Genomic DNA, 23,970 nt, shown 5'->3' with positions numbered 1-23,970 from the left:
CGCCGCCCGCCTCACTCGATTTCGAACGCGTCGTCGGCGAGATGGGCGAGATTGTCGTGCCAGTGCTGCGCGATCTGCAATCGGGTCGGCACCCAGACGCGCTCGTGCTTTCCGATATGGTCAAGGAAGCGCATCAGCCCCGCCGCGCGGCCGGGACGGCCGACCAGGCGGCAATGCAGGCCCACCGACATCATCTTCGGCGCGCTCTCGCCTTCGGCATAGAGCACGTCGAAGGCGTCCTTCAGATAGGTGAAGAACTGCTCGCCCTCCGCAAAGCCCTGCGCGTTGATGAAGCGCATGTCGTTGTTGTCGAGCGTATAGGGGATGATGAGCTGCTTGTGGCCCGCACCCTTGATCCAATAGGGCAGATCGTCGGCATAGGAGTCGCAGAGATAGAGGAAGCCGCCCTCTTCCATCAGCAGCCTGTTGGTATTGATCGAGGAGCGTCCGGTGTACCAGCCGAGGGGCCGCGCGCCGGTCGCCTCGGTATGCACGCGGATGGCCTCGGCGATCTCTGCACGCTCCTGCGCCTCGCTCATGTCCTTGTGCTCGATCCATTTCAGGCTGTGGCTGGCGATATCCCAGTCCGCCTCCTTCATGGCGGCGACGATTTCCGGATTGCGTTTCAGCGCCGTGGCAACGCCGAACACGGTGGTCGGCCATTTGCGCATCGTGAACATCCGCCACAACCGCCAGAATCCGGCGCGCGAACCATATTCAAACATCGATTCGATGTTGGCATGGCGCTGACCGAGCCAGGGCTGCGCGCCGAGAACGTCGGACAAGAACGCTTCCGAGGCGCGGTCGCCGTGCAAAATGTTGTTCTCGCCGCCCTCCTCGAAGTTGACGACGAACTGCACCGCGACCCGGGCTCCGCCCGGCCAATGCGGATGCGGCGGGTTGCGGCCGTAGCCGCGGAGATCACGGGGATAGCGGGGCTCCGACAAATCAGACTTCCTCGAAGCGGATCGGCAGGGCGCCCTTCCACAGCACGCTCTTGCCGAGCGTCGCCAGATTCTCCAGACCCGACGTCAGCGTGATGAAGTGGTTGCCGGCGAGTTGGCCCATCTTGCTCGCGAAGTGCACGCCGCCATAGGCGAGCAGGATCTCGGTCTCGCTGATGCCACCGGGATAGAGGATAATCTGGCCGGGCGCCGGATAGCTGGTGTGGTTCTCGTAGCCGACGCCGAAATCGAGGTCGCCGAGCGGCATCCACACGGCCTCGCCGCTCCAGCGCACGTGGATGATGTGGCTTTCGAACGGCATGGCTTTACGGAATGCGGCGACGGTCTTCGGCGCCAGTTGCTCCTCGAAGCGGGCATCGAAGGTGAAATCGCCGGCGCGGATAACGAGTTTGCTCATCTCATCTCTCTAGGTGGGAGGGCATCGGCCCTCCAAGGGGAACTTTCAAGCAAAGAGCACTCCAGCCGGACCCGTGCAAGGGGGCCCACGCTACCTGCGGTCATACGACCAGCCGAAAATGCCGCTCCGCCGCGCTTCCGGCTCAGCCTCGGCGGCCGGAGGGGCCGCCTCCCTCAGTTCCGCCTGCGGCGGAGGCGGCGGCGGTGCCGGAAGGTTCTCGCATTTCATGGAATAGACCAGCTTGCCGTCCGCGGTACGCCCGATCGGCGCGCAAGGGTCGGGGTGCCCCACCGTCGCGGCTTTCGGTGTCGGCTTGACCTGCGCTGCGGCGGGCGAGGCCACCAGCACCAAGACCAGCAAATATTTCCACATCGTTGTGGCTCGATCCATCAATTCGTCGCCATTCAAGCGGATAGCGCGGGGCAAGTCCATCAGGACCACCAGCGCTATTGCCGAATATTTAGCCGCGACCAAAATTTCGGCTCGCCGCTTCGTGATGGCCGAAACCGTGATATTCGGCAAGACGCATCGCCATCTCCGAAAAGCGCAACACTGGCACGAGACATTACTCTCGGGCCGCGTTCGACAAGGGAGACGAACGATGCGAACAACAACACTGACCGTGCTCGCCACGACGCTGCTCGCGGCCCTCACGATCCAGACGGCCTCGGCAGGCCAGCGCTACCACGCCCGCAAGGCCCCCGCCCCCGCTACCCAGTCTTTCCGCGACTCCAACGCTGCCGCCTGGCCGACCGAGCCACGCGCAGTCGACTGGTGGCGCTACTCGACCGGTTCGCTGTCAGCGCCCGCAGGGCGGTGATTGCTTCGCTCACACAACCATACTGCCACATCCGTCATCCTGAGGAGCGAGCCATGGGGCGCAGCGCGTCACATGGGGAACCCTGAAGGATGAACGGCCGTTGACCCGACAACACCAGCGATACCGGGAGACCGTGATGGCGATCAACAACGTGGCCGACCTCTTCGTGGCAACGCTCGAGCAGGCGGGTGTCAAGCGGATCTATGGTATCGTCGGCGACAGCCTCAACGGCCTCACGGAAGCGCTGCGTCGCCGTGGCACCATCGAGTGGGTGCACGTGCGGCACGAGGAAGTCGCAGCGTTTGCCGCGGCCGGCGAGGCCGAGATGACGCGCAGCCTTGCAGTATGTGCGGGGTCCTGCGGACCGGGCAATCTGCACCTCGTCAATGGCTTGTTCGATGCTCATCGCAGCCGCGTTCCGGTGCTCGCGATCGCCGCCCAGATTCCCTCGGCCGAGATCGGCGGCGGCTATTTTCAGGAGACCCACCCGCAAAATCTATTCCAGGAGTGCAGCCACTATTGCGAGCTGATCTCGGATCCAAGCCAACTGCCTTACGTGCTGGAAAACGCCATTCGTGCGGCGGTCGGATTGCGCGGAGTTGCGGTCGTGGCCATACCAGGCGACGTCGCGTTTCGCGCGCCACCTAGACGTGCTCCGGTGACCGCGCGGGGTCTGGCGCTCTCCACACCAAAGGTGGTGCCCGAAACCAACGAGCTGGAGGCGCTGGCATCTCTCTTGAACGGCACGGAGCGCGTCACGCTGTTCTGCGGCCGGGGATGCGCCGGCGCTCACGCGCCGCTGATGCAGATGGCCGCGACCTTGAAGAGCCCCATCGTACACGCGCTCGGCGGCAAGGAGCATGTCGAATACGAAAATCCCTACGACGTCGGCATGACCGGCTTCATCGGCTTCTCGTCCGGTTATGCCGCGATGCATGCCTGCGACGTCCTCCTGATGCTGGGCACTGATTTCCCCTACAAGCAGTTCTTCCCGACTGACTGCCAGGTCGCACAAATCGACATCAGGCCGGAAAATCTCGGCCGGCGCTGTAAGCTCGATCTCGGCGTGGTCGGCGATGTCAGGCTGACCATCGAGGCGCTGCTGCCGCTGTTGAAGGTCAAGACCGAACGACGGCACCTCGACAATGCGATTGCGCATTACAAGAAGGCGCGCGAGGGCCTCGACGCGCTCGCGGAGGGCTCCCCGGGCCGCAAGCCGATCCATCCGCAATATCTCGCGAAGGTCATCAGCGATCACGCGGCTGACGATACGGTGTTCACCGTGGATGTTGGCACGCCGACCGTCTGGGCAGCGCGCTATCTGCAGATGAACGGACGCCGCCGGCTGATCGGATCATTCGTGCACGGCTCGATGGCCAATGCCATGCCGCAGGCGATCGGCGCGCAGGCGGCACAGCCAGGACGTCAGGTCATTTCGCTATCGGGCGACGGCGGCTTCACCATGCTGATGGGCGACCTGATCACGCTCACCCAGATGAAGCTGCCTGTGAAGGTCGTCGTGTTCAACAATGGCGTGCTCGGCTTTGTCGCGCTCGAGATGAAGGCTGCAGGCTTCGTCGACACCAACGTCGATCTGAAAAATCCCGACTTTGCGGCCATGGCGCGCGCCGTGGGCATCATGGGTCGTCGCGTCGAGGACCCGGGCGAGCTCCCGGGCGCGATGCAGGAGATCCTGAAGCATGATGGACCGACACTCCTGGATGTGGTCACCGCCAAGCAGGAGCTCTCGATGCCGCCGACGATCACCCCGGAGCAGATCAGGGGCTTCAGTCTCTGGGTCCTGCGCGCCGTCATGAATGGCCGCGGCGACGAAGTCGTCGATCTCGCCAAGACGAACCTGCTGCCCCGCTAGAAACGCGCTTGTCCGCGCGAATTCTGCTGGCAGGCCCTTGTGATCAATACGGCTGATAGTAGCGCGGACCACCATAGTAAGGACCGCCGCCGTAATAGCCGGGGCCTCCGTAGTACGGACCCGAGCTATAATAATAGCGGTTCTCGTAGTACTCTTGGCGACGGCTCTCGGCGATCGCGCCGGCGATCATGCCCATCCCCATGCCCATGACGGCAAGACCTGCGGCGCTCGGTCCGCGACGGTAATAGCGGCGCCGGGCGGCGCTGAAGTCGGTCGCAGCGGCGGAAGCCGGGGCCAATGTGGCAGCCTTCGAAAGTGACGTGCGTGACGCCGCAGCTGAGGGCACCGCCGACGCCGCGACGAGGGCGAGGCCAGCGAGCGTGGCCAGCAGGACGCTTCTGCTTCGCAAGGACATCATGGCTTGATCCGTCATCAGAGCTTCCTCTGTTCGCGCTCAAGGAACCAAATTTCAGATATGCAAAGGATACCCAACCCACAACCCAGCGATGTGGTTGCGCGGTCGCGGCAATCCGCCGCTCCGATTTGAACGATTGTAAAGCTGCCTGGCGAATCGGGCTTGATCGATTTCAGCGGAGCCGTTATGAAGCCGGCGCGCTGTTCTCCGGCGCCGTAAGCGTTTCACGTGAACCAACGCATCAACCGACGCCGTCGGGATCGATGCATTTTTTCAGGGTTCAACGTGACCGACGCGTCCTTTTCCCAAAGAGATCAGATGATTGCGGTTCGCAAGCTGCCGGCGCGCTATGCGCCTGTTGTCATGCCATTGGTGCTTCCATCCTCATGACAGCCGTGGTGTCGATCATCTCGACACTGAAGAGTCTCGGACCAACCCCTCTCTTCCTGGCGACGTGGCCCGCGGCCTGGGGATTGTCATGGCTCGTCGCCTTTCCGACGCTGCTGGTGGTCCTGCCACTGGTCCGCCGGATCGTCGCCATCGTGGTCGCCCCCTCCGTGGAGTCGCTCCGATAACCGGCAGGGATGGCGGCAATGCCCGCCGTTCCTGCCCTTACCTCGCATGAATTTGGATCAAATGACTTCAGACCAAACGGCTTCTGCCGCAAACCCGGCCGAGACGCTGACGCGGCACCGCCCGCTGCTGCTCTATATCGGCTCCAGCACGCTCTCCGAATTCGCTCACAACGTCGCCACCGTCGCCGTGGGCTGGCAGATCTATGAGCTCACCGGCAGCGCCTTCTATCTCGGCATGGCGGGCCTCGTGCAGTTCCTTCCGAGCGCCATTCTCGTCCTCATCGCAGGGCACGCCGCCGATCGCTACGACCGCCGCCGCATCGTCCAACTTTGCCAGCTCATACAGGCCTTGGCCGCAGCCTGGCTCGGCGTACGCACGCCGGCGGGATCGGTGACGGCTCCGGAGATCTTCGTGGTCTTGCCATCCTGGGGTTTGCCGGCGCCTTCGAAAGTCCAGCCTCCTCCGCGCTGCTGCCGGGCGTCGCACCGGACCGCACGCTCCAGCGCGCGACCGCCATGGCGACCGGCACACGGCAGTTCGCCACGATCACGGGCCCCGCACTCGGAGGGCTCGCCTACGCGTTCGCGCCGGGCGCGCCCTACGGCGTCATGGCGCTATGCTCGCTCCTGGCCGTGGTGCTGGTCGGTGCGATCGAGCTCGAACGTTCCGCCGAATCCGAGCCGCCGAACCTCGCCGAATTGTTCGCGGGCCTTGCGTTCGTGCGCAGCAATCCCGCGATCCTCGGCACGATCTCGCTCGACCTGTTCGCCGTGCTGCTCGGCGGTGCGACCGCACTGCTGCCGATCTATGCCAAGGACATCTTGCATGCCGGCCCGTGGGCGCTCGGCGTGATGCGGGCAGCGCCGGCCGTCGGCGCGCTCCTGATGACGGCGGTGATCGCGCGCCATCCGATCGCGCCTCGCGCGGGCCTGCGGATGTTCCAGGCGGTGATTGCCTTCGGACTCGCCACCATCGTCTTCGCGCTGTCGCAAACCGTATGGCTGTCGATCGCGGCGTTGATGGCCATGGGCGCGGCCGACACGATCAGCGTCATCGTCCGCGTCGCACTGGCGCAGCTCGCCACACCAGATGCAATGCGCGGCCGCGTCGGTGCCGTCAACCTCCTCTTCATCAATGCCTCGAACCAGCTCGGCGAATTCGAGAGCGGCATGGTCGCCGGCCTGCTTGGCGCGATGCCGGCGGCGCTGCTCGGCGGCATCGGCACCATCGCAGTGGCGCTGTTGTGGATGAAGCTGTTCCCGATCCTGCGCCAGGTCGACCGGCTGGAGTGAGATCGGCCCTCGATCCCCCGCAGACCTGTGCGCGTGCCGAGATCGAGAGCCGCACCGACACCTATTGTTGCGCGGACTCCAGTTGCACCGGAGCCGACCGTCGCACCGCCGCATGCGGCGCGGGAGCGGCCTGTGCCGGCTTGCGCGCCGAAGCCATAGCGGGGCGCGGCGGAGGCACGGCGGCAGCGGCCGTCTTCGGGCGCGTGTTGGGATCGGACGCCTGGTGAACGGTCTTTCCCGTCGTCTGGTCCGGCGCATTGACCGACGTCTTGTTATCGGGCGTTTTGGCGACAAGACGCGCCATTTGCTCCTGGCTCGCTTTCAGCTCGTCGGCAACCCTGAGGTTGTCGAGGGACATTTGCTCCTGGTTCGCTTTCAATTGCGCCTGACTTGCCTTGAGCTGCTCGATGCCTTGCTGCACGTTGGCGAGATCGCTCGCCATCTTCTCGAGCAATTCCGTCACCTGCGGAGAAAGCGCGGTCGCGGTCGGCGCGACCGGCTCCGGGACGGTCTGAGCGGTAGGCTCCGGTTGCGGCGATGCGGGCGACGCCTGGGCCAGTTGAACAGCCGCCGGGCCGGGCTGCGCGGCAAGCACTGGCTCTGCTTGCGACGGTGATGACAGCGCAGCATGCAGCGGTGCCCAGCCGGCGATCATCTGCCTGACCTCATCACCTCGGGATGATTGCGAGACCAGGGCCGCGGTGCCAATCCCCGCTGCCAGCACCAGGCCGACGAGGCCGCGCAGCGCCGGCCGGCCGCGCGGCAGGCGGCTGCGCGCGTCATCGCGCTCCTCGCGCTCCAGCTTGGAAAGCTGCTCGCTGGCGCGCGCGATCTCTTCATCCACGCTTCTGATCTTCTCGTAGGTGTGCGTGAGCTCTTCGTCCATGCGCGTGGACAGGACATGACGCGGTTCGATTGGTGTCGACTTCATCACGGCACTCATTGGCGCTCCTATCCCCAGCCCAATGTCGCCCCAGGGGCGTCCGTCGCATTTCCGCTTAGCCGATCATCGCCAATGCGGTTTGTCCAAAGCAAGACGCCATCATGGAAAGTGTGAGGCCGGGGCGAGGCGAGCGCCGCGGCCTCCCCTCCCCCGATACCGCTGGTCTTACGACAACGCCCCCAGCACGCCGCGCGTGGCCTTGTCGATCTCCTCGACATAGCGGCGGCGGGCGAAGGTCTCGGTGAGGAAGCCGATCACCTTGCGGCCGTCGGCGGATTCGACCACCGCCAGCATCTCCGCCTCGGCTTCGTCGAACACCGCCATCGCGCTTTTTACGTTCATTTCCGGGATCAGCACGATGTCCGTGTAGCGGGCGAGCTCGATCACCTGGATGTCGTCGGAAATGGTGTCGAGGTCGCTCGAGAACAGGTCGGGCAGCATGACGAGGCCGACATATTCGTCCGCGTTGTTGACCACGACGATGCCCGGTCGCGAGCCGAGCGCGAATTCGCGCCTTGTGGCAGCGATCGTCGTCGAGGACGGCACCTTGCCGACGTCGCTCCGCATCATCCGCTCGACCGTGAGGTTGCGCAGCCAGCCGACATCGTTGGCGCTGCGGATGGTCTCGCCGCGCAGATGCAGGCGCCAGGTCGAGAAGGAATGGCCGAACATGAAGCGCACGCAGATCGAGGTGACGATGCAGCCCGCCAGCACCACGGCGGTGACGTCGACATTGCGCGTCATCTCCAGCACCAGAAATGACATCGTCAGCGGACCGCCGACGATGGCAACCCCGAGCGACGCCATGCCCGTGATCATCGCAACCAGCGGATCGATCGCGAAGTTCGGGCTGATCAGCAGGAGCACCGCTGCGAAGAATTTACCGATCAGGCTGCCGACGAACAGCGAGGCGAAGAACAGGCCGCCGCGGAACCCCGATGCCAGCGAAATCAGACACGCCGTCAGCTTGAGGGCGATGATCAGCGCGATCAGACCGATTGTCATGTCGTGGAACAGATCGAGCACCATCGCGCCGTGGCCGGCCGCCAGCACCTGCGGGGTGGCGATCGCGAAGGAGCCGACGATTAGGCCGCCGATCACCGGACGCAGCCAGACCGGTAGCCAGGTGAACAGCCGCTCGAACGTCGAGGAGGAGCGCATCACGGCGATGCCCACGCCGCCGGTGACGAGCGCGAGCCCGATCAGCGCCAGATATTGCTCGATGCCGACCGTGCTCACCTTCGGTATCTCGATGGAGTACGGCGCGCCGCCGAGCCACTGCGCGGTCAGCGCGCCCGCGAGCGAGGCTGCCAGGATCGGCGCGGCGCTGCCGACCGCATAGACACCGACAATCAGCTCGCAGGCATAGAACGCACCGGTGATCGGTGCGCCGAAGGCGGCCGCGATCGCGGCCGCGGCGCCGCAACCGACGATCAGGCGGAGATCGTTGCGCCGGAGGTTGAAGAACTGACCGAGCAGCGAAGCGATGCCGGAGCCGATCTGGGTATAGCCGGCCTCGAGGCCGACGGAGGCGCCGCAGCCGTTGGAGATCAATGTCTGGCTCGAGACCACCACGCTGTCGCGCAGGGATAGATTGCCGCCACGCAACGCGTTGGCCTCGATCGGGTCGACAGCGCTGGAGATCTTCAGCCGCCGCCGCGACCATTCCATCATGCCGAGCGCCAGTCCGCCGAGCGCGGGCGCGACCAGCGCCGCCCATGGGCTGACATAGGCATTGGCGGAGAGCCGAACGTCGACGGGAATGCCGAAGATCAGAACGTGCGCGATCTGCGCGATCTCGGCCATCAGTGTCACGACGCCGCCGGTGGCGACGCCGATTAGAAGCGCGAGCGGGATCAGGTAGAATTCATTGCTGCGCAGGAGGGCGCGGATGCGAACCAGCATCCGGTTCGATGCCTTGTTCGATCCCTTGTGCGATCTCTTCCGATCGACGATGTGCCTGATCCGCGCGAACACTGGCGAGGCTCTTCTATTTTTCGGCCGTGCCGTCGCCGGCCATGCGCTGTGTTGTCATCGGGATCGGCATCCTGGCGATGCGCGCGTTCCGCGCTCTTATCGACCCGAGTTACGTCAAAGCCATGAGGCTGCGCAAGAGAAAGCGAACGGCATTGCGGACGGCGGTATGTTCGGCCCGGGAGCCGCACGAAAATTGCAACAAAATCAACATATTGATCTCACGACAGGCTGGCGCGGACCGCAGCGATGCCGTTCAGCACGAACTGCACCGAATAGGCCGCAAGCAGGATGCCGAGCAGGCGCGAGAGCACGGCATTGCCGGTCCGCCCCAGCGTGCGCGCGATCAGGGTCGAGGCGGCAAAGCAGATCATGCAGAGCAGGCAGACCAACAGGATGACCGCGATGTTGATGCCGAGCCGGGCGGCGTTGCCGGCGTCGCCCGAGAGCAGCAGCGTGGTCGCGATCGCGCCGGGGCCGGCCATCATGGGGATCGCGAGCGGAAACACCGCGACGTCGGAGGCGTGCTCGGACAGCGCCTTGTCGGCCTCGCGCGCCTCGCGGTGAGGCCGGTCGCCGAAGATCATGCGGTACGACACGCCGAACAACAGCAGCCCGCCGGCGATCTGAAACGCCGGGATGCCGATCCCAAGCTGGCGCAACAACCAGTTTCCGATCAGCGCGATCACGACCAGGATCGAAGCCGCGATGAGTGGTGCCCGCCAGGCGACGGTACGCTTGACCGCTTCCGGCATGCCGGCGGTCGCGGCCAGGAAGGCCGGCACGAGGCCGACGGGATCCACCACCAGCAGCAGGGTGACAAACGCCGACAGGGCAAGATCGAGCATGCGTGGCCATCTCCTCACCACATGCAGGGAACGATGACGTTGCGACCGGCTTAGCCCAACGCAGCCGCTTTGGGAAATCAGCGCGGGAACGATCGCGAAGCAGACGGGCCAACCGCTACCCGGCAGGCGCGCTGGATTTTTGCGGGAGGCCCACCATATGCAGGCTTTCCATTCCAGAGCCCGCGCCATGCAACCCAAAAATCCCCTCGACTGGATGCTTTCCGAAGCCCTGGAGCAGCTCAACCGCGGCGAGCGGCTGCGCCAGCAGTTCGGCCGCCAGGAGTCCTGCTGGGAGCCGCCGATCGACGTGCTGGAGACCGACCGGGAGCTCCTGATCCTCGTCGCCCTTCCCGGCGTCGATCCCGACAATGTCGAAACGGTGATCCATGACGGCGTGCTCGTCATCTCGGGCCGGCGCACGCTGCCGCCGGAGCTGCGCAACGCCCGCATTCACCGGCTCGAGCTGCCGCAAGGGCGTTTCGAGCGCCGCATTGCCTTGCCTACGGGGCGCTATGCCATCAGCCGTTTCGTGATGGATGGCTGCGTCGCGTTGCGCCTCGCCAAATCCGCTTGAGGTCGACCATGGCCAATGAACAACAGACCGAGTCCACCGTGAGCAACGAAGCCACCAAGATCCCGGACGACGCGCTGATCGTCATCGCCGTTCGCAACATGGTGCTGTTTCCCGGCATGATCGCGCCGATCACGATCGCGCGGCCGAAGTCGATCGCCGCCGCGCAGCAGGCGCTACGCGAGCAGCGGCCGATCGGCATCGTGCTCCAGCGCAACCCCGACATCGACGATCCCGCGCCGGATGATCTCTACCGGATCTGCACCGTCGCCAACATCGTTCGCTACATCACTGCGCCCGACGAGACCCATCACATCGTCTGCCAGGGCGTGCAGCGCGCGCGCATCCTCGACTTCCTGCCGGGGACGCCGTTCCCGGCCGCGCGCGTGCAGCAGATTCCTGAACCGGGCACGACCTCGCCGGAGATCGAGGCACGCTTTCTCAATCTGCAACGCCAGGCGATCGAGGCGATCCAGCTTCTGCCGCAGGTACCGCCCGAGCTGGTGGCGATGTTCCAGGGCACGACGGCGCCCGGCGCGCTGGCCGATCTCGCCACCGCCTATATGGACATCAAACCGCAGGACAAGCAGGAGATTTTGGAGACGGTCGATCTCACGGTCCGCATGGAAAAGGTCTCGAAGCAGCTAGCCGAGCGGCTCGAGGTGCTGCGCATCAGCAATGAAATCGGCCAGCAGACCAAGGCGGCGTTCGACGAGCGGCAGCGCGAGGCGATCCTGCGCGAGCAGATGGCGACCATCCAGCGCCAGCTCGGCGAAGGCGACGGCAAAGCGGCTGAGGTCACTGAGCTGACCGAGGCCATCGCGAAAGCAAAAATGCCGCCAGAGGCGGAGGCGCATGCGAAGAAGGAGCTGCGCCGCTATGAGCGCATGCCGGAGGCCGCCGGCGAGGCCGGCATGGTGCGCACCTATCTGGACTGGCTGATCGAGCTGCCCTGGGCGCTACCCGAGGAGAAGCCGATCGACATCGCGGAGGCCCGCCGCATCCTCGATGCGGATCACTATGGTCTGGACAAGATCAAGAGCCGCATCATCGAGTATCTCGCGGTGCGCAAGCTCGCGCCCCAGGGCAAGGCGCCGATCCTGTGCTTCGTCGGCCCGCCCGGTGTCGGCAAGACCTCGCTCGGCCAGTCCATTGCGCGCGCGATGGATCGCCCCTTCGTGCGCGTCAGCCTCGGCGGCGTGCATGACGAGGCCGAGATCCGCGGCCACCGGCGCACCTATATCGGCGCGCTGCCGGGCAACATCATCCAGGGCATCAAGAAGGCAGGTAGCCGGAACTGCGTGATGATGCTGGACGAGATCGACAAGATGGGCCGCGGCGTGCAGGGCGATCCGTCGGCCGCGATGCTGGAGGTGCTCGATCCCGAGCAGAACGGCACGTTCCGGGACAATTATCTCGGCGTGCCCTTCGACCTCTCGCGCGTGGTCTTCATTGCCACCGCCAACATGCTGGATTCGATCCCGGGACCGCTGCTGGACCGCATGGAGCTCATCAGTCTTGCCGGCTACACCGAGGACGAGAAGCTCGAGATCGCCCAGCGCTATCTGGTGCGGCGTCAGCTCGAGGCCAATGGCCTGACGGCGGACCAGGCCGAGATCGAGCCGGAGGCGTTGAAGCTGATCGTCAAGGGCTACACACGCGAGGCCGGCGTGCGCTGGCTGGAGCGCGAGATCGGAAAGGTGTTCCGGCATGCGGCGGTACAAATCGCCGAGGGCACCGCGACCAAGGTCGTGGTGAGCGCGAAGGAAATCACCCCCGTGCTCGGCCAGCCGCGCTTCGAGGGTGAGATCGCGCTGCGCACCAGCGTGCCCGGCGTCGCCACGGGCCTCGCCTGGACGCCGGTCGGCGGCGACATCCTGTTCATCGAAGCGACGTGCGTGCCCGGCAGGGGCAGTCTGATCCTGACCGGCCAGCTCGGCGACGTCATGCGCGAGAGCGTGCAGGCTGCGCTGACGCTGGTGAAGAGCCGTGCGACCCAGCTCGGCATCGATCCGGCGGTGTTCGAGAAGAGCGACATCCACGTTCACGTCCCGGCGGGCGCGACCCCGAAGGACGGACCGAGCGCAGGCGTAGCGATGTTCACGGCGCTAACCTCGCTGCTGACCAACCGCACCGTGCGTAACGACACCGCCATGACCGGCGAGATTTCCTTGCGCGGCCTGGTGCTGCCGGTCGGCGGCATCAAGGAGAAGGTGGTGGCGGCGGCGGCCGCAGGTCTCAAGCGGGTGATGCTGCCGGCGCGCAACAAGCGGGATTTCGACGACATCCCGAAGAGCGCGCGCGAGAGCCTCGAATTCATCTGGCTCGAGCGGGTCGACGAAGCGGTCGCCGCGGCGCTAGACCCGGCCAATCCGCAGGTCGAGGCAGCCGAGTGAAAATGGTGATGACGATGGCGTTGAAAAGAACAAAGACGAGGCGGACTGTGCAGCGGCTGCGGCAATGGCTCGATCGTGCGATCGGCCGGCTCCGGGAGCAGATCCCCGCGCCGCGCGGTCAGCTTCAGCCCGTACGGGTCAAAGCCAGATACCGCAGGGGCTGACCCCTCCGCCTCACCCCTGTGGCACCTCAAAACAAAAGGCCCCCTCTTGTGGAGGGGGCCTTTGCTTTTAGCCGTTAGGCCACGGCGTCCTTGGCGGCCTTCACGGGCCGTGCGCGGACGATCTTCCGGGCCGGCTTGGCCTTGAACATCATCTCTTCACCCGTGAACGGGTTGGTACCCTTGCGCGCCTTGGTCGCGGGCTTCTTGATGACCACGAACTTGGCGAAGCCCGGCACCAGGAAGAGGCCGTTCTTCTTGAGCTCCTTGTGGCCGACGTCCGTCAAGGTCTCCATGACGTTCTTGACGTCGCGCTTGGAAAGCTCGGTGGCAGTCGCGATCTTTTCGATCAGCTGCGATTTGGACAGTTGGGTTGGCATCGTGTCTCCTCTGATTCGTTGCCGGTTGCATATTAGACCAACCGTTGAAGGCCTATAGCCTTCTGCACAGTTTTGTCGAGAAATTACGGGCTTTTTTGTCCCGCTGTGACAAAAACCCTGCTTTTTTAGCCACTTCCAGAGTGGGTGGCCGCCAGAACAGCGCTTTTTGCCTTATTTCAAAGGCCCGCGACGCCCTTGCTAAAGCTGATTCCATGCTCTCGACAAGCGACGACAGCCCTCTTTGTGCAAGGAGGAGCGCGATTCACGCTGTAAAAGAAGGCTAGACCCGCTCGATGATCACCGCCGGCGCCATGCCGCCAGCCGCGCACATGGTGACGAGGCCGCGTTTCAGGTCGCGCCGCTCGAGCTCGTCGAGGATGGTGCCGATCAGGATCGAGCCGGTGGCGCCGATGGGGTGGCCGAGCGCGATCGAGCCCCCGTTGACGTTGACCTTGGCGCGGTCGAGCCTGAGGTCGCGGATGTATTTTTCCGCAACCACCGCAAAGGCCTCGTTGATCTCGAAGAGATCGATGTCGTCGATGCCAAGCCTCGCCTTGGCCAGCACCTTGCGGGTCGCCGGCACCGGCGCGTTCAGCATCAGCGTCGGCGAATCCCCCATGTTGGCCATCGCGACCACGCGGGCGCGGGGCTTCAGCCCATGCGCCCTGGCATAGGCCGGCGAAGCCAGCAGGATCGCGGCGGCGCCATCGACGACGCCGGAGGAATTGCCGGCGTGATGCACGAAGTCGATCTTGAGGTCCGGATATTGTTGCAGGATCAGGCCGCGATAGGTCGTCCCCTTGTCGTCGAGCGCATAGTCCGCGATCGCAGGGAATGCCGGCTTGAGGCTGCTAAGGCCCTCCATCGTGGTCTGCGGCCGCGGATACTCCTCGTGGTCGAGCGCGAGGCTGCCGTCCTCGCGGTAGACGGGAACGAGGCTCTTCTTGAAGTGCCCATTCGCCATCGCATGCGCCGCGCGCTTCTGGCTCTCCAGCCCGAGCGCGTCGACATCGTGCCGCGTGATGCCTTCCATGGTCGCGATCGCATCCGCACAGACGCCCTGATGCGACTGCGGATGCCGCGCGCGCAGGCGCAGATTGCCAGAGTCCATCATCATGGGACCGCCGCCGCGCCGTCCCTCCATCGACATCATCTCACAGCCGCCGGCGATGACGAGATCTTCCGCGCCTGCCATGATCGAGGCCGCGGCCATATTGACGCTGGTGATGCCGGAGCCACAGAAGCGGTCGAGCGTCACCGCGCTGGCGCGCACGTCGTAGCCGGCATCGAGCGCCGACATCCGCCCGAGGTCGCCGCTTTGCGTTGCGACCTGTGCGCTACAGCCCCAGACGATGTCGTCGACATCTGCGGTGTTGATGCCGGTGCGATCGGCGAGCGCTCGCAGCACGGTGGCGCCCAATTGCTGCGGATGGATCCCCGACAGCGCCCCCTTGCCGGCCTTGCCCACCCCGCGCGGCGTCCGACAGGCATCGATGATCAGCGCGTCAACCATGGCGTTATCCTCTTGTTCTTGGCTGTTGAGGGCGGTTTTGAATCAGGGGCGGAGCGGAGTCAATCGGGTCCGGCCGGACTGCCCTGCCGCAAAAGACTGAAAAACAACCCCATGCAAAGTAGAAACGCGGCTGCCGGACGGCGCACGGCCGTTCCGCGAAACCATTTGATACGTCGAGGTAAATCGGTGGCGACACGCAATGGTCACCACCTCACGCCCCCGCTGCGTTCCTCGCGATTACGTTGCGATAAAAGCTCGCGCTGAGTTTTGGCGTACGGACCTGGGTGTCGAAGTTCACGTGATAGAGGCCGAAGCGCTTGTTGAGCCCGAACACCCACTCGAAATTGTCCATCAGGCTCCAGAGGAAATAGCCCTTGACCGGCACGCCCTCCGCCGTCGCGCGCTCGAGCTGGGCGAGGTAGTTGCGCAAAAACATGATGCGATCGGTGTCGAAAATCTTGCCGTCCGCGGTGACCTGATCGTCGCCGGAGGCGCCGTTCTCGCTGATATAGATCGCACCCGTCTTCCAGATCTTCGCCGCAAGTTTCGGCACCCAGTAGATCGTCTCGGGGCCGACGCGCAGCCAGTCCGAATTCATGTGCGGAAACGATTTTGGGATCGGCAGCAGCGAGAAGCCGGCGCCCTTGTCGGAGGCCACGACATAGTTCTGCGGCGCGTATATGTTGAGGCCGAGGAAATCGACCGGCGAGGAGATGATCTTCAGCTCCGCATCGGTGTATTTCGGCGCGTTGGCGCCTGCGAATTTCAGGAAGGCGTCGGTATACTTGCCCTCCATGATCACGTTGAGATAGCTCGCGTTCATCTCGCGCAGCGCGATCTCGGTGGCGCGGACGTTCTCGGGTGTGTCGATCGCCGGAATGCAGGTATCGATGTTCTCGGCCGGCCCGACCCTCGTGCCGCGGCGACCGGAGCCGCGGACCGCCTGCACCGCGAGCCCGTGCGCCAGCGCGGTGTTGTGCCTGACCTGGTTCACCTCGGCCTGCGACAGCGTCAGCCCCGGCGCGTCGATGCCGATGCCGTAGCCGAAATAGACGAACCTGCCGCTCTCGTTCAGCGTGAACACGTTCTTGACGCGATCGGTCAGGTGCCGCGCGACATAGGCCGCATAATCGCCGAACGCCTTGCAGGTCTCGGCCGAGCGCCAGCCGCCGAAACGATCCTGCAGCGATTGCGGCAGGTCCCAATGATAAAGAGTGAGCCACGGCTCGATGCCGTTGGTCAGGAGCTCATCGATCAGGCGATTGTAGAAGTCGAGCCCCTTCGGGTTCGGCTTGCCGTCGCCATCCGGAAACACCCGCGGCCAGGCAACCGAGAAACGATAGGCCTTGCAGCCGAGCTCCTTGATCAGCGCGATGTCGTCCTTGTAGCGATGGTAATGCTCATTGGCCCGGTCGCCATTGGTGCCGTCCTCGATCTTGCCGGCGACGCGGGTAAAACTGTCCCAGATCGAGGGCCCTCGCCCGTCCTCGTTGACCGCGCCCTCGACCTGGTAGGACGAGGTCGCCGTGCCCCAGAGGAAGCCCGGCGGAAAGCCTCCCGCCGGGCGCGGCGCCGCCGCCGGCTTCGCCTCGAGGGATTGTCCGGGGGCTGCGATCCCCGCTGCGGACAGCCCCGCGATCTTCGCAAACTGGCGACGCGAGACCTTGTCCGGCATGGGTTCTGCTCCACTTCCATTCGTTTCCGACCGGCACAATGGCGGGTCAGGGCCGATTTGAGAAGTGAAGTTCGGGGAAGATCGTGATGCGTCACTGGTGTATCGAGAGCGCTAGGGGCAAACTTGGTCACGCTCCGGCCAGGCCAATACCGGGTTAATACAGGGTCGCAAACGCATCGCCCGTTATTGTAGGCCGAACCGACCGGTCTAGACTGATGCTCATTGGTGCAATCGATTCGCAGGGATCATGGCAAAGTCCTCCAAACTCGTTGCGGCAAAGAAGGGGCGCGTGCTCCTGGTCAGACGACGGCGCGATAAGCTCTGGATGTTTCCGGGCGGCCGCAAGCGTGCAGGTGAGAGTGACAGGAAGTGCCTGCGCCGCGAGATCAGGGAAGAATTGCCGAACCTGAAACACGGTCCGTTGAAGCTCTGGAGAGAAGTGAGGCGGAAAAACCGCCGATCCGGGCGGAAGATGAGCGATGCGATTTTCCTGACGAAGAACGCGTCCGGCAGGCTGAAGATCGGAGACAAGAAGGAGATCGACAAGGCGGCCTGGTGCAAGCCGCGAGGGCTCAGATTGACACCGACGTCGCGCTACATCCGGGACAGGCTGTTTCCGAAGTGAATTCCCAGGCTCGCAATTACGGCTTCGAACCCGGGCAATAAGCGGGCATCGAGTGCGATATGACTTTCGACGATTTGTTAGTCTTCAGCGGTCACCTCTGTCTGATTTGCCGCTCCAAGCGCAGTGTATGCTCACGCAGAGAATCGTAGATCGGTGCATTGCCGAGCAGCATGGGTAGAAGCATCGCCATGAAGCAGGCGCCCAGCATCGGCAGCAGCATTGTCACGTTACCAGTCATTTCGGCGACCAGAACAATGCCGGTCACCGGCGCACGTACCACGCCGGTGAAGAAAGCGGCCATGCCCACTAATGCAAATGCTTCCGGCGGGATCGCGAGCGTTGGGAATGCAAGGCGGCAAGCCGCGCCGAACAGCTGCCCAGACTGGGCTCCCAGCACGAGCAAGGGTGCGAACAGTCCGCCGGGAGTGCCGGCAGCGTATGAGAGAGCGCCAAGCCCGAATCGGATCAGGAATGCGCCCCCTACGATCACTACGCTCCCGTGGCCGATCAGCGCGCGCTGCGTGATCTGGTCTCCACCGCCGACCAGTTCGGGCGCGAACCAGGCCAATATACCGACGCTTGCGCCAATCAATCCGGCGCGGAGCTCGATCGGTAGCCGCCCGAATTGGTCCCGACCTGCACTGGTCGCGAGCAGGCTGCGATTGTACGCGACGGCCAACAGGCCCGCGATGCCACCTAGAGCAAAGAACAGCGGGGCGGATTCAGCGCTGGGATAGCTCAGCGGCCCGACCTGGAAGTCGGGCGCGTCACCGAGAAGCAGCCTTGCGACCGGGATCGCCGTTGCCAGCGCTGCAAGTGCGGCGATGGCAACACGGTGTTCGATCCTCTGCACCAACTCCTCCAGCACAAACACGAGCCCGGCAATCGGCGCATTGAAGGCCGTTGCAAGGCCGGCGCCGGCGCCGGCCGCCAGCAGCACTCGGGAGTCCGCCCAGCAGAGCCGGCAGACGCGCGCAGCGAAAACCGCGATACCAGCGCCCATCTGGACGGTCGGCCCCTCGCGGCCCAGCGCCAGCCCGGAGCCTATCGCCAGTATCCCCCCGATGAATTTCACTGGGACCAGACCAAACGGAGCCGGTGGAATCTCTTCGTGCAAGACAGCTTCGACATGCGGAATGCCGCTGCCCGAAGCGTGTGGCGAGAATTGCCTGACCATCCACGCGGCAACCATGGTTGCGACAGCGCACGCGCCGACGACAATCAAGAATCCCCAGATCGCGTGGCCATAGGCCCAGGCGATCATCGCATCGCGCAGACGATCTGCATGCGCGAGCAAAAGCCTGAAAATAGCCCCAACGCATCCGGTGGCTGCTCCTATGACGAGGGCCATCGCCGCGAGCCCCAATAGGCCGCGACGTTCATCTTTGACTTGTCGGCCGTCACCAGGGTTATGGTCCACAGCAGGTGATCTCGGGGCTTTCGCAAGGGACAATCTTTGCCGAAGCCACTGGCGAATGTCCCGGAAAAAATGCGCCTCGCCATCCAGATGACAACCCAAACGCGGGCGCTCAGCTGGATCGCCATCATGTCACTCGGCTTGCCGCACGACGCGCCGCTATGGGTGGTAGCCGCGATCGTCGTCGGCACGAGCGCGTTATCGCTGGAGATCCACTATCTCTATGCGGTTGCGTTCTCGATACCCATGATGCTGCGGATTTACGGCCGCGCACGCCGCGGCATCCCGCCGACGCTCGCAGCCTTTTTCGGCTGTGCTGGCGTCGAGCTGCTGACCAGCCGATAGCGCCGCCGCCCCATCGATGACCACTGTAGCAGTGTCAAAACTTCTGGCGCTGGTTAACCGCTGTTCGCAGCGCGATAGAAAGCTTCGACCTTCGCCAGGTCTTTTGCGTGGGTGCCCTCGCAGTCGGTCTTCGTTTTTGAGTCAACGCCGGCGGGTTGGACAGACCGGATCGCCTCTTTGACATTGTCCGGTCCGAGGCCGCCAGCGAGTATGACCGGGGTACGAACAGTCTCGACGATCGTTCGACTGATGCTCCAGTCATGCGTCACGCCTTGTGCACCAATTTGGATATCGCCTATGCGGTGACTATCGAGCAGGATCCACTCGACAATTCCATCATATGTGCGCGCTACGTGTACCGCCACAGGTCCCGTCACGGGCACGCTGCGCATGAATTTGATTTTTGGCAGAGACTTTCGCAGCGCCACGACATGATCCGGCGTAAGCAATTCGTTCGAAGCGCCAAGATGCACGATGGGTGGATCAAGCTCCCTGGCCATCCGTTCGATGAGAGCGACATCCGCCGAGAGGAACAGCGCTGAAAGTACGGACGGCGCCCGCATCGCCTTCATGACGGCTGCCGCCTGGTGAACCGGAAGCTCGCGGGGGAAGGCCCCATCACCGACAAGCACGCCGACATGATCCACACCGATTGCCGATATTGCTTCGGCTTCGGCGGGTGTCGCTACCTCGTAGATTTGCGTCAGCATTGTTCTTCACCAGTTCCCTGGGCCACACATTTGAATGGGCACGACGGCCCTGCCCTGGGTCAAGAGCACGAGAGAACAATTCTTTTGTTCCCTTGATTTAGGTCAACGAGACCTCGCAGTGCGTCACCATTTTGCGCGGTGCTTAGGGGGCCACTTACCACCTAGGAGATCTCCCATGTTGAAAGTCGTAGTGGCCGGAACAACTGCACTCTTCGTTATTGCATCCCCTATTGCCAACGCCCAAAACTTGCAGACTTCGTCTTCCGCGTCTCCGGAACGGTTAAATGCAGCGGACCGCAATAACCTGACGGACATGAGGATTGATCTGGTGAAGGCGGCGTTGCAACTGACACCTGAACAGGAAAAACTTTGGCCGTCTGTGGAGAGCGCCATTCGCGCCAGGGCGGAGGATCGGAAAGCGCGGGTCGCAAAAATCCAGGAAACAGTGGGTCGACGGGCCGACGAAAGCCGCGTCGAAGCCTTGCGCAATCGTGACCCAATCGCCTTTTTGCAACGACGCTCGGAAGCATTGGCTCAACGATCAGCCGATCTGGATAAACTCGCTGAGGCATGGCAGCCACTCTACAAGACTCTCAATCCCGAACAGAGGCAGCGCATGGCGGCCATCGCGATCTTCGTCCTCCGCGACATGAGTGATGTCGTGGAACGGCGAAGGGCGACGCAGTCTGACGACGACGACGACTGAAGCAACGTCGTTCCAATCTCGCGACCCCCGCCGCCGACTGCTTCTGTGCGAGCGCTCGGCGGGGGACTAGCGTTGCCGACATCCCGCAGCCGTTTCGATCGCGGGTCTGCGTGATGAAAATCAACGATTCTCCGCTTCGCGGGTGCCCACGCTGTCCATGGGATGACTCCGAAGCCGGGTTCCCGTCCCATTTCCCACCCTCAAATGGTCAGGCGCGCACTCTACACGTGCAGCGCTTCGTTGCCTCGACCGCAACAGTTCCCTTAAGGACCCTCGGATCTTCGAGATGTCCGACCGGGTCGACTGACCAAACCATGGTTTAGCTTGAACGGATCCCGGTTCCTGAGGTCTCATCCAGACCGCTTGCACCGAAGCGGATCGGAGCCCCCTGTGTGGATACCGGGACTTTCTGTGTCTAAGGCATGAAACTCGCATGACAAGGCACCGAGAGATCCGTAACTTTTCGCTGAACGCGCACGAGGGGACAGGGGTGATTCACGCTGGCGTAAGCCCGATGGCGTTGCGTGGTGATCGGCAGGGCCACGATGGCGTCGCCGGCCTCACGCCGGACATTTCGATCGCTTTGGTGCGACATGCGCCGCGAGAGATGCTGCGCATTTTACGGTGCGGCCCTGCCGTCACCGTGGAGATCCATTGTCCGTCGGGAGAGGCAGGCGTCTTCCTGCGCTGCCGGATCGAGCTGAGCGCAAGAGACCAGTGGCGGTTGCGGCATCGCCGGCACGCCCATCAGGCTGCGAACCACCAATCATCTGCATTGGCAATCCTCGCAATGACGTTGCTGCTTGCCGTGTGCGGCTGGATCGTCGGCGGAGCCGAGGGAATGCAGCGGGCGCTGCTGGGAAGCATGCCCCGTCCCGACGAAACGGTCATCTCGCGCGAGAACATGTATCGCTGGTTCGGCGCTCGCCTGCTGTCCCCTGCCGAGGTGCCGGACTTGTTCGCCATTCTGGCAAGGGTGTGCGGCCGAGCCGGCCTGGTCCGACTGCCGGACCTTTATTGCCTGCCGGCACCGCGCGACATGAATGCCTATGCGCTCGGCGGGCCGGAACGCAGTGCCATCGTGCTGACCGAGGGCCTGCTGCGCGGCATGACGCGCGACGAAATTGCAGGGATATTGGCCCACGAAGTCGCTCACATCCGCAACAATGATGCCTGGACGATGAGCTGGGCGACGGCGTTGCGTCGCGCGATCGATTGGACATCACTCGCTGGCCTCGCACTGCTGCGGCGCAGCCATCATCACGGTGGTATGGCATCAAGCCGGACATTGGCGGCGCTGCTGAGCGCAGCTCCGACCCTCGGTCAGTTGCTTGGACTGGCGCTGTCGCGCGTGCGCGAACTCGATGCGGATGCAACAGCACTCGAACTGACCGGCAACTCGCGAGCGCTCATCGCCGCACTCGACAAGCTGGAGCGCCATCATACCGGCTCTGCGTCAAGGCCCACGTCCGTGTTCGTGCATGATCCGATGCGCTTGCTTCGCAGCCATCCCGCCACCTCCGAGCGCGTCGGCACATTGCTCAACCTCGCGTACTAGCAGTCGCGCAAGTCGACGCTGATGCATATCGGAAAGCTCGCTGACCAGGCAAAGAGTACTGACAAAATCCGCGCGACTTGAAATTTTGCAGAGTTTGATAGCCGCCAAAATATCGCCGCGCTTTCGCGAAACTATTTCGGCGCAAGCACGTTTTCGCGTCTATGCTCATTGCAAGATTGGAGAGAAGTCAGCGTAATTGCAGAGCGTCTGAGCGGACGTCGGACACAATGAATGGCTGGCCACGTCGCCAGTGAGGAAAATCCGCTCCACATCTCTCAACGGCTGTCATTTTGCCGCTCTAAGAACATCCAACCGTTGGCACGTCACCTTGAGGGACGCAACTTGCGCCTCTCAAATGGGCGGCGTTGCTTGCGGCCGAGATTTCCGTGCCAGGCATTTCAACTTGAATGTCCAACGCCGTCGCACCGGCGTGACGATCCTCTATTGCCACCGAAGGAGTCGTGCATGCGACAGCCTTCGCAACATATTGGGCTGAGGGCACCAACCATCGCGAGGAGGCAAGCGATGACTTACTTTGACACCCTTCAACAAAACCTCGGGCAAAGTTCGCCATTCGGACAGTTCGGTCCGCAACAATGGGGAACGGGAGCATTCGGTCCGCAAGGCGGCCAACAGCATGGAGGCGGCGGTCTTGGATTGGGCCAAGCGGCCTACGGACAGCAATACGGACAGTTCGGCGGCGGTCAGCCGACCTTTGGCGCGTTTGGATATGGCCCCGGCTGGGGCGGGCAAACGGGCTGGGGTCAGCAGCACTGGGGCGGACAACAGCGACAGCTTTCGCCGCAGGACGTGAATGAGGTCGTGCGGCAACTGGTGCCGGCGCTGCCTCAAATTCTTGCGCAGGCGCAAACTCCGTTCGCAGGAATCGGCTATGCGGCCTACGGCCAGGGGCCACGGCAGCTAAGCCCGCAAGACGTGAGCGAAGTCGTGCGGCAGATCCTGCCCATCGTGCCTCAGATCATGGGAATGCTGCAGAGCCAGCCGCAAATGCAGCATTCGGCCATGCATGGCGGTCTCGGTCTGGGTCAATTCGGAGGCCACCCGGGGCAGACTCAGCCTGGGCAGATGTGGGGTACGCAGTCCGGCGCGCCACAGTTCCAGGCGGCGTTCGGCGGCCAGGCGCCGTTCGGCCAGCAGCGACAACTGACGCAGCAGGATGTCGCCGACATCACCCGACAGCTGATCGGCGTCATTCCCCAGGTCATCGGCAACCTTCAGGCCTACACTCAGCAGCGGATGATCTGACCGCGCGGCAAGGCGCGACCGCCGCCAAAAGCGGCGGTCGCGCTTGGCCGTTGCGAACGTCCTTTCGAAGGAGAAGCCTCATGTCGGATTCAAACCCCTCAGCCGCGACCGCGTCACAGCGCCACTCCTTGGACATTCAGCAGCTCGTGGGCCTGCTCGGCAATCTGATGCCGCTGCTCCTGCGCCTGCAGTCGCAGGCGTTCGAGCAGCCGTTCCGGACCATGCCCGGCAACTTCCCGATACCGAATGCGGTGCTCGATCATCAGGCCGCGGAAAACATGATCGGAGACATGATCGCCGAATCGCTGCGCTCGCTCTCTGGCTATCTCGAGGCCAATGCTGCACAGCATGCCGGCCTGGAAAACTGCGTTTCGATCGTCACGCAGGCCGCCAACAAGTTTACCGAGCGGGACCATGCGCAGGCCTTCAACCTGATCTGGCTGGCCTATCGGGCGATCGAAGCTGCCCGCGCAGCCGATCCCCGCCTTCCGTTGCTGCGACAGGCTTCGATCGATCCCACGCAATCTTCAATCCACTGAGATCA

At 63.8% G+C, this 23,970-nt stretch carries 23 protein-coding genes and 2 pseudogenes; 13 read left to right on the top strand and 12 right to left on the bottom strand.

Features of this window, described 5'->3' with window-relative positions; translation table 11 throughout:
* Positions 1-11 precede the first annotated feature (11 nt).
* The 3 genes from puuE to NLM33_RS42985 form a co-directional block, all read right to left on the bottom strand.
* Positions 12-947: an allantoinase PuuE gene (puuE, locus tag NLM33_RS42995; protein ID WP_254104456.1), complete on the bottom strand. Its 936-nt coding sequence runs from the start codon at positions 945-947 to the stop codon at positions 12-14.
* A 1-nt stretch (position 948) separates the two neighbouring features.
* Positions 949-1,362, bottom strand: coding sequence for a DUF3830 family protein (locus tag NLM33_RS42990; protein WP_254104455.1), 414 nt, complete (start codon positions 1,360-1,362; stop codon positions 949-951).
* A gap of 90 nt (positions 1,363-1,452) precedes the next feature.
* Positions 1,453-1,734: a hypothetical protein gene (locus tag NLM33_RS42985; protein ID WP_254106152.1), complete on the bottom strand. Its 282-nt coding sequence runs from the start codon at positions 1,732-1,734 to the stop codon at positions 1,453-1,455.
* A 229-nt stretch (positions 1,735-1,963) separates the two neighbouring features.
* Between NLM33_RS42985 and NLM33_RS42980 the strand changes: the two genes are divergently transcribed.
* Positions 1,964-2,182 carry a hypothetical protein gene (locus NLM33_RS42980; RefSeq protein WP_254104453.1) on the top strand — a complete coding sequence of 73 codons (219 nt, stop codon included), beginning with the start codon at positions 1,964-1,966 and terminating at the stop codon, positions 2,180-2,182.
* Positions 2,183-2,318: 136 nt separating this feature from the next.
* Positions 2,319-4,055 carry a ubiquinone-dependent pyruvate dehydrogenase gene (gene poxB / locus NLM33_RS42975; RefSeq protein ID WP_254104451.1) on the top strand — a complete coding sequence of 579 codons (1,737 nt, stop codon included), beginning with the start codon at positions 2,319-2,321 and terminating at the stop codon, positions 4,053-4,055.
* Positions 4,056-4,098: 43 nt separating this feature from the next.
* On the opposite strand, the gene NLM33_RS42970 is transcribed toward poxB, so the two are convergent.
* Positions 4,099-4,488, bottom strand: a complete 390-nt coding sequence (locus NLM33_RS42970) for a hypothetical protein (protein ID WP_254104449.1) — start codon at positions 4,486-4,488, stop codon at positions 4,099-4,101.
* A gap of 300 nt (positions 4,489-4,788) precedes the next feature.
* Between NLM33_RS42970 and NLM33_RS42965 the strand changes: the two are divergent.
* The 3 genes and pseudogenes from NLM33_RS42965 to NLM33_RS42960 all read left to right on the top strand — a co-directional run bounded on the left by NLM33_RS42965 (position 4,789) and on the right by NLM33_RS42960 (position 6,338).
* A pseudogene (locus NLM33_RS42965) lies at positions 4,789-5,045 on the top strand (DUF2798 domain-containing protein).
* Positions 5,046-5,091: 46 nt separating this feature from the next.
* Positions 5,092-5,385, top strand: a pseudogene (locus tag NLM33_RS50045) (MFS transporter); the annotation flags it as partial.
* A gap of 47 nt (positions 5,386-5,432) precedes the next feature.
* The gene (locus tag NLM33_RS42960) at positions 5,433-6,338 is read left to right on the top strand and encodes an MFS transporter (protein WP_371930180.1); all 906 of its coding nucleotides are present in this window, start codon (positions 5,433-5,435) and stop codon (positions 6,336-6,338) included.
* Positions 6,339-6,399: 61 nt separating this feature from the next.
* Here NLM33_RS42960 and NLM33_RS42955 read toward each other — a convergent pair whose 3' ends face one another.
* The 3 genes from NLM33_RS42955 to NLM33_RS42945 form a co-directional block, all read right to left on the bottom strand.
* Positions 6,400-7,281 carry a hypothetical protein gene (locus NLM33_RS42955; protein WP_254104447.1) on the bottom strand — a complete coding sequence of 294 codons (882 nt, stop codon included), beginning with the start codon at positions 7,279-7,281 and terminating at the stop codon, positions 6,400-6,402.
* 165 nt (positions 7,282-7,446) lie between these two features.
* Positions 7,447-9,258 carry a chloride channel protein gene (locus NLM33_RS42950; RefSeq protein WP_371930071.1) on the bottom strand — a complete coding sequence of 604 codons (1,812 nt, stop codon included), beginning with the start codon at positions 9,256-9,258 and terminating at the stop codon, positions 7,447-7,449.
* Positions 9,259-9,476: 218 nt separating this feature from the next.
* On the bottom strand, positions 9,477-10,103 hold the full coding sequence (locus NLM33_RS42945; protein ID WP_254104446.1) for a MarC family protein: 627 nt from the start codon (positions 10,101-10,103) through the stop codon (positions 9,477-9,479).
* 187 nt (positions 10,104-10,290) lie between these two features.
* Here NLM33_RS42945 and NLM33_RS42940 point away from each other — a divergent pair, with 187 nt between their 5' ends.
* Both NLM33_RS42940 and lon read left to right on the top strand, forming a co-directional pair.
* Positions 10,291-10,677, top strand: a complete 387-nt coding sequence (locus tag NLM33_RS42940) for an Hsp20/alpha crystallin family protein (protein WP_254104444.1) — start codon at positions 10,291-10,293, stop codon at positions 10,675-10,677.
* A gap of 8 nt (positions 10,678-10,685) precedes the next feature.
* A complete protein-coding gene (gene lon / locus NLM33_RS42935) occupies positions 10,686-13,070 on the top strand; it encodes an endopeptidase La (RefSeq protein ID WP_254104442.1) in 2,385 nt (794 codons plus the stop codon).
* A gap of 238 nt (positions 13,071-13,308) precedes the next feature.
* Here lon and NLM33_RS42930 read toward each other — a convergent pair whose 3' ends face one another.
* The 3 genes from NLM33_RS42930 to NLM33_RS42920 all read right to left on the bottom strand — a co-directional run bounded on the left by NLM33_RS42930 (position 13,309) and on the right by NLM33_RS42920 (position 16,799).
* Positions 13,309-13,611 (bottom strand): HU family DNA-binding protein, encoded by a 303-nt coding sequence (locus NLM33_RS42930; RefSeq protein ID WP_027528369.1) that lies wholly within the window; start codon positions 13,609-13,611, stop codon positions 13,309-13,311.
* 280 nt (positions 13,612-13,891) lie between these two features.
* A complete protein-coding gene (locus NLM33_RS42925; protein ID WP_254104440.1) occupies positions 13,892-15,124 on the bottom strand; it encodes an acetyl-CoA C-acetyltransferase in 1,233 nt (410 codons plus the stop codon).
* Positions 15,125-15,335: 211 nt separating this feature from the next.
* Positions 15,336-16,799, bottom strand: a complete 1,464-nt coding sequence (locus NLM33_RS42920) for a GH1 family beta-glucosidase (RefSeq protein WP_254104438.1) — start codon at positions 16,797-16,799, stop codon at positions 15,336-15,338.
* Positions 16,800-17,046: 247 nt separating this feature from the next.
* On the opposite strand from NLM33_RS42920, the gene NLM33_RS42915 reads away from it, so the two are divergent.
* Complete coding sequence (locus NLM33_RS42915; RefSeq protein WP_254104436.1) at positions 17,047-17,424, top strand: NUDIX hydrolase; 378 nt, start codon at positions 17,047-17,049, stop codon at positions 17,422-17,424.
* Positions 17,425-17,515: 91 nt separating this feature from the next.
* On the opposite strand, the gene clcA is transcribed toward NLM33_RS42915, so the two are convergent.
* Positions 17,516-18,844 carry a H(+)/Cl(-) exchange transporter ClcA gene (gene clcA / locus NLM33_RS42910; RefSeq protein WP_256570593.1) on the bottom strand — a complete coding sequence of 443 codons (1,329 nt, stop codon included), beginning with the start codon at positions 18,842-18,844 and terminating at the stop codon, positions 17,516-17,518.
* 36 nt (positions 18,845-18,880) lie between these two features.
* On the opposite strand from clcA, the gene NLM33_RS42905 reads away from it, so the two are divergent.
* Positions 18,881-19,186 (top strand): hypothetical protein, encoded by a 306-nt coding sequence (locus NLM33_RS42905; RefSeq protein ID WP_254104433.1) that lies wholly within the window; start codon positions 18,881-18,883, stop codon positions 19,184-19,186.
* Between the two features lie 53 nt (positions 19,187-19,239).
* On the opposite strand, the gene NLM33_RS42900 is transcribed toward NLM33_RS42905, so the two are convergent.
* Positions 19,240-19,896 carry a phosphoribosylanthranilate isomerase gene (locus NLM33_RS42900; RefSeq protein WP_254104431.1) on the bottom strand — a complete coding sequence of 219 codons (657 nt, stop codon included), beginning with the start codon at positions 19,894-19,896 and terminating at the stop codon, positions 19,240-19,242.
* 175 nt (positions 19,897-20,071) lie between these two features.
* On the opposite strand from NLM33_RS42900, the gene NLM33_RS42895 reads away from it, so the two are divergent.
* The 4 genes from NLM33_RS42895 (at position 20,072) to NLM33_RS42880 (ending at position 23,965) form a co-directional block, all read left to right on the top strand.
* Positions 20,072-20,602, top strand: a complete 531-nt coding sequence (locus tag NLM33_RS42895; protein ID WP_254104430.1) for a Spy/CpxP family protein refolding chaperone — start codon at positions 20,072-20,074, stop codon at positions 20,600-20,602.
* A gap of 790 nt (positions 20,603-21,392) precedes the next feature.
* A complete protein-coding gene (locus NLM33_RS42890) occupies positions 21,393-22,160 on the top strand; it encodes a M48 family metalloprotease (RefSeq protein ID WP_254104429.1) in 768 nt (255 codons plus the stop codon).
* Positions 22,161-22,685: 525 nt separating this feature from the next.
* A complete protein-coding gene (locus NLM33_RS42885; RefSeq protein WP_254104428.1) occupies positions 22,686-23,426 on the top strand; it encodes a hypothetical protein in 741 nt (246 codons plus the stop codon).
* An 80-nt stretch (positions 23,427-23,506) separates the two neighbouring features.
* Positions 23,507-23,965 (top strand): hypothetical protein, encoded by a 459-nt coding sequence (locus NLM33_RS42880; protein ID WP_254104427.1) that lies wholly within the window; start codon positions 23,507-23,509, stop codon positions 23,963-23,965.
* The last annotated feature ends 5 nt before the right edge of the window (positions 23,966-23,970 follow it).

This window comes from Bradyrhizobium sp. CCGUVB1N3, assembly GCF_024199925.1.
Taxonomy (GTDB): domain Bacteria; phylum Pseudomonadota; class Alphaproteobacteria; order Rhizobiales; family Xanthobacteraceae; genus Bradyrhizobium.
The sequence above is the reverse complement of the archived record's forward strand: the minus strand, read 5'-3'. Positions and strand labels throughout refer to the sequence as shown.

Bases quoted from the DNA above. Each gene is read 5' to 3' on its own strand.
- NLM33_RS42970 (WP_254104449.1), bottom strand. From the start codon at position 4,488: ATGACGGATCAAGCCATGATGTCCTTGCGAAGCAGAAGCGTCCTGCTG.
- NLM33_RS42945 (WP_254104446.1), bottom strand. From the start codon at position 10,103: ATGCTCGATCTTGCCCTGTCGGCGTTTGTCACCCTGCTGCTGGTGGTG.
- NLM33_RS42885 (WP_254104428.1), top strand. From the start codon at position 22,686: ATGACTTACTTTGACACCCTTCAACAAAACCTCGGGCAAAGTTCGCCA.
- NLM33_RS42980 (WP_254104453.1), top strand. From the start codon at position 1,964: ATGCGAACAACAACACTGACCGTGCTCGCCACGACGCTGCTCGCGGCC.
- NLM33_RS42990 (WP_254104455.1), bottom strand. From the start codon at position 1,362: ATGAGCAAACTCGTTATCCGCGCCGGCGATTTCACCTTCGATGCCCGC.
- NLM33_RS42955 (WP_254104447.1), bottom strand. From the start codon at position 7,281: ATGAGTGCCGTGATGAAGTCGACACCAATCGAACCGCGTCATGTCCTG.
- NLM33_RS42895 (WP_254104430.1), top strand. From the start codon at position 20,072: ATGTTGAAAGTCGTAGTGGCCGGAACAACTGCACTCTTCGTTATTGCA.
- NLM33_RS42925 (WP_254104440.1), bottom strand. From the start codon at position 15,124: ATGGTTGACGCGCTGATCATCGATGCCTGTCGGACGCCGCGCGGGGTG.
- NLM33_RS42890 (WP_254104429.1), top strand. From the start codon at position 21,393: ATGACGTTGCTGCTTGCCGTGTGCGGCTGGATCGTCGGCGGAGCCGAG.
- NLM33_RS42915 (WP_254104436.1), top strand. From the start codon at position 17,047: ATGGCAAAGTCCTCCAAACTCGTTGCGGCAAAGAAGGGGCGCGTGCTC.
- lon (WP_254104442.1), top strand. From the start codon at position 10,686: ATGGCCAATGAACAACAGACCGAGTCCACCGTGAGCAACGAAGCCACC.
- NLM33_RS42930 (WP_027528369.1), bottom strand. From the start codon at position 13,611: ATGCCAACCCAACTGTCCAAATCGCAGCTGATCGAAAAGATCGCGACT.
- NLM33_RS42880 (WP_254104427.1), top strand. From the start codon at position 23,507: ATGTCGGATTCAAACCCCTCAGCCGCGACCGCGTCACAGCGCCACTCC.
- poxB (WP_254104451.1), top strand. From the start codon at position 2,319: ATGGCGATCAACAACGTGGCCGACCTCTTCGTGGCAACGCTCGAGCAG.
- NLM33_RS42985 (WP_254106152.1), bottom strand. From the start codon at position 1,734: ATGTGGAAATATTTGCTGGTCTTGGTGCTGGTGGCCTCGCCCGCCGCA.
- NLM33_RS42920 (WP_254104438.1), bottom strand. From the start codon at position 16,799: ATGCCGGACAAGGTCTCGCGTCGCCAGTTTGCGAAGATCGCGGGGCTG.
- NLM33_RS42940 (WP_254104444.1), top strand. From the start codon at position 10,291: ATGCAACCCAAAAATCCCCTCGACTGGATGCTTTCCGAAGCCCTGGAG.
- NLM33_RS42900 (WP_254104431.1), bottom strand. From the start codon at position 19,896: ATGCTGACGCAAATCTACGAGGTAGCGACACCCGCCGAAGCCGAAGCA.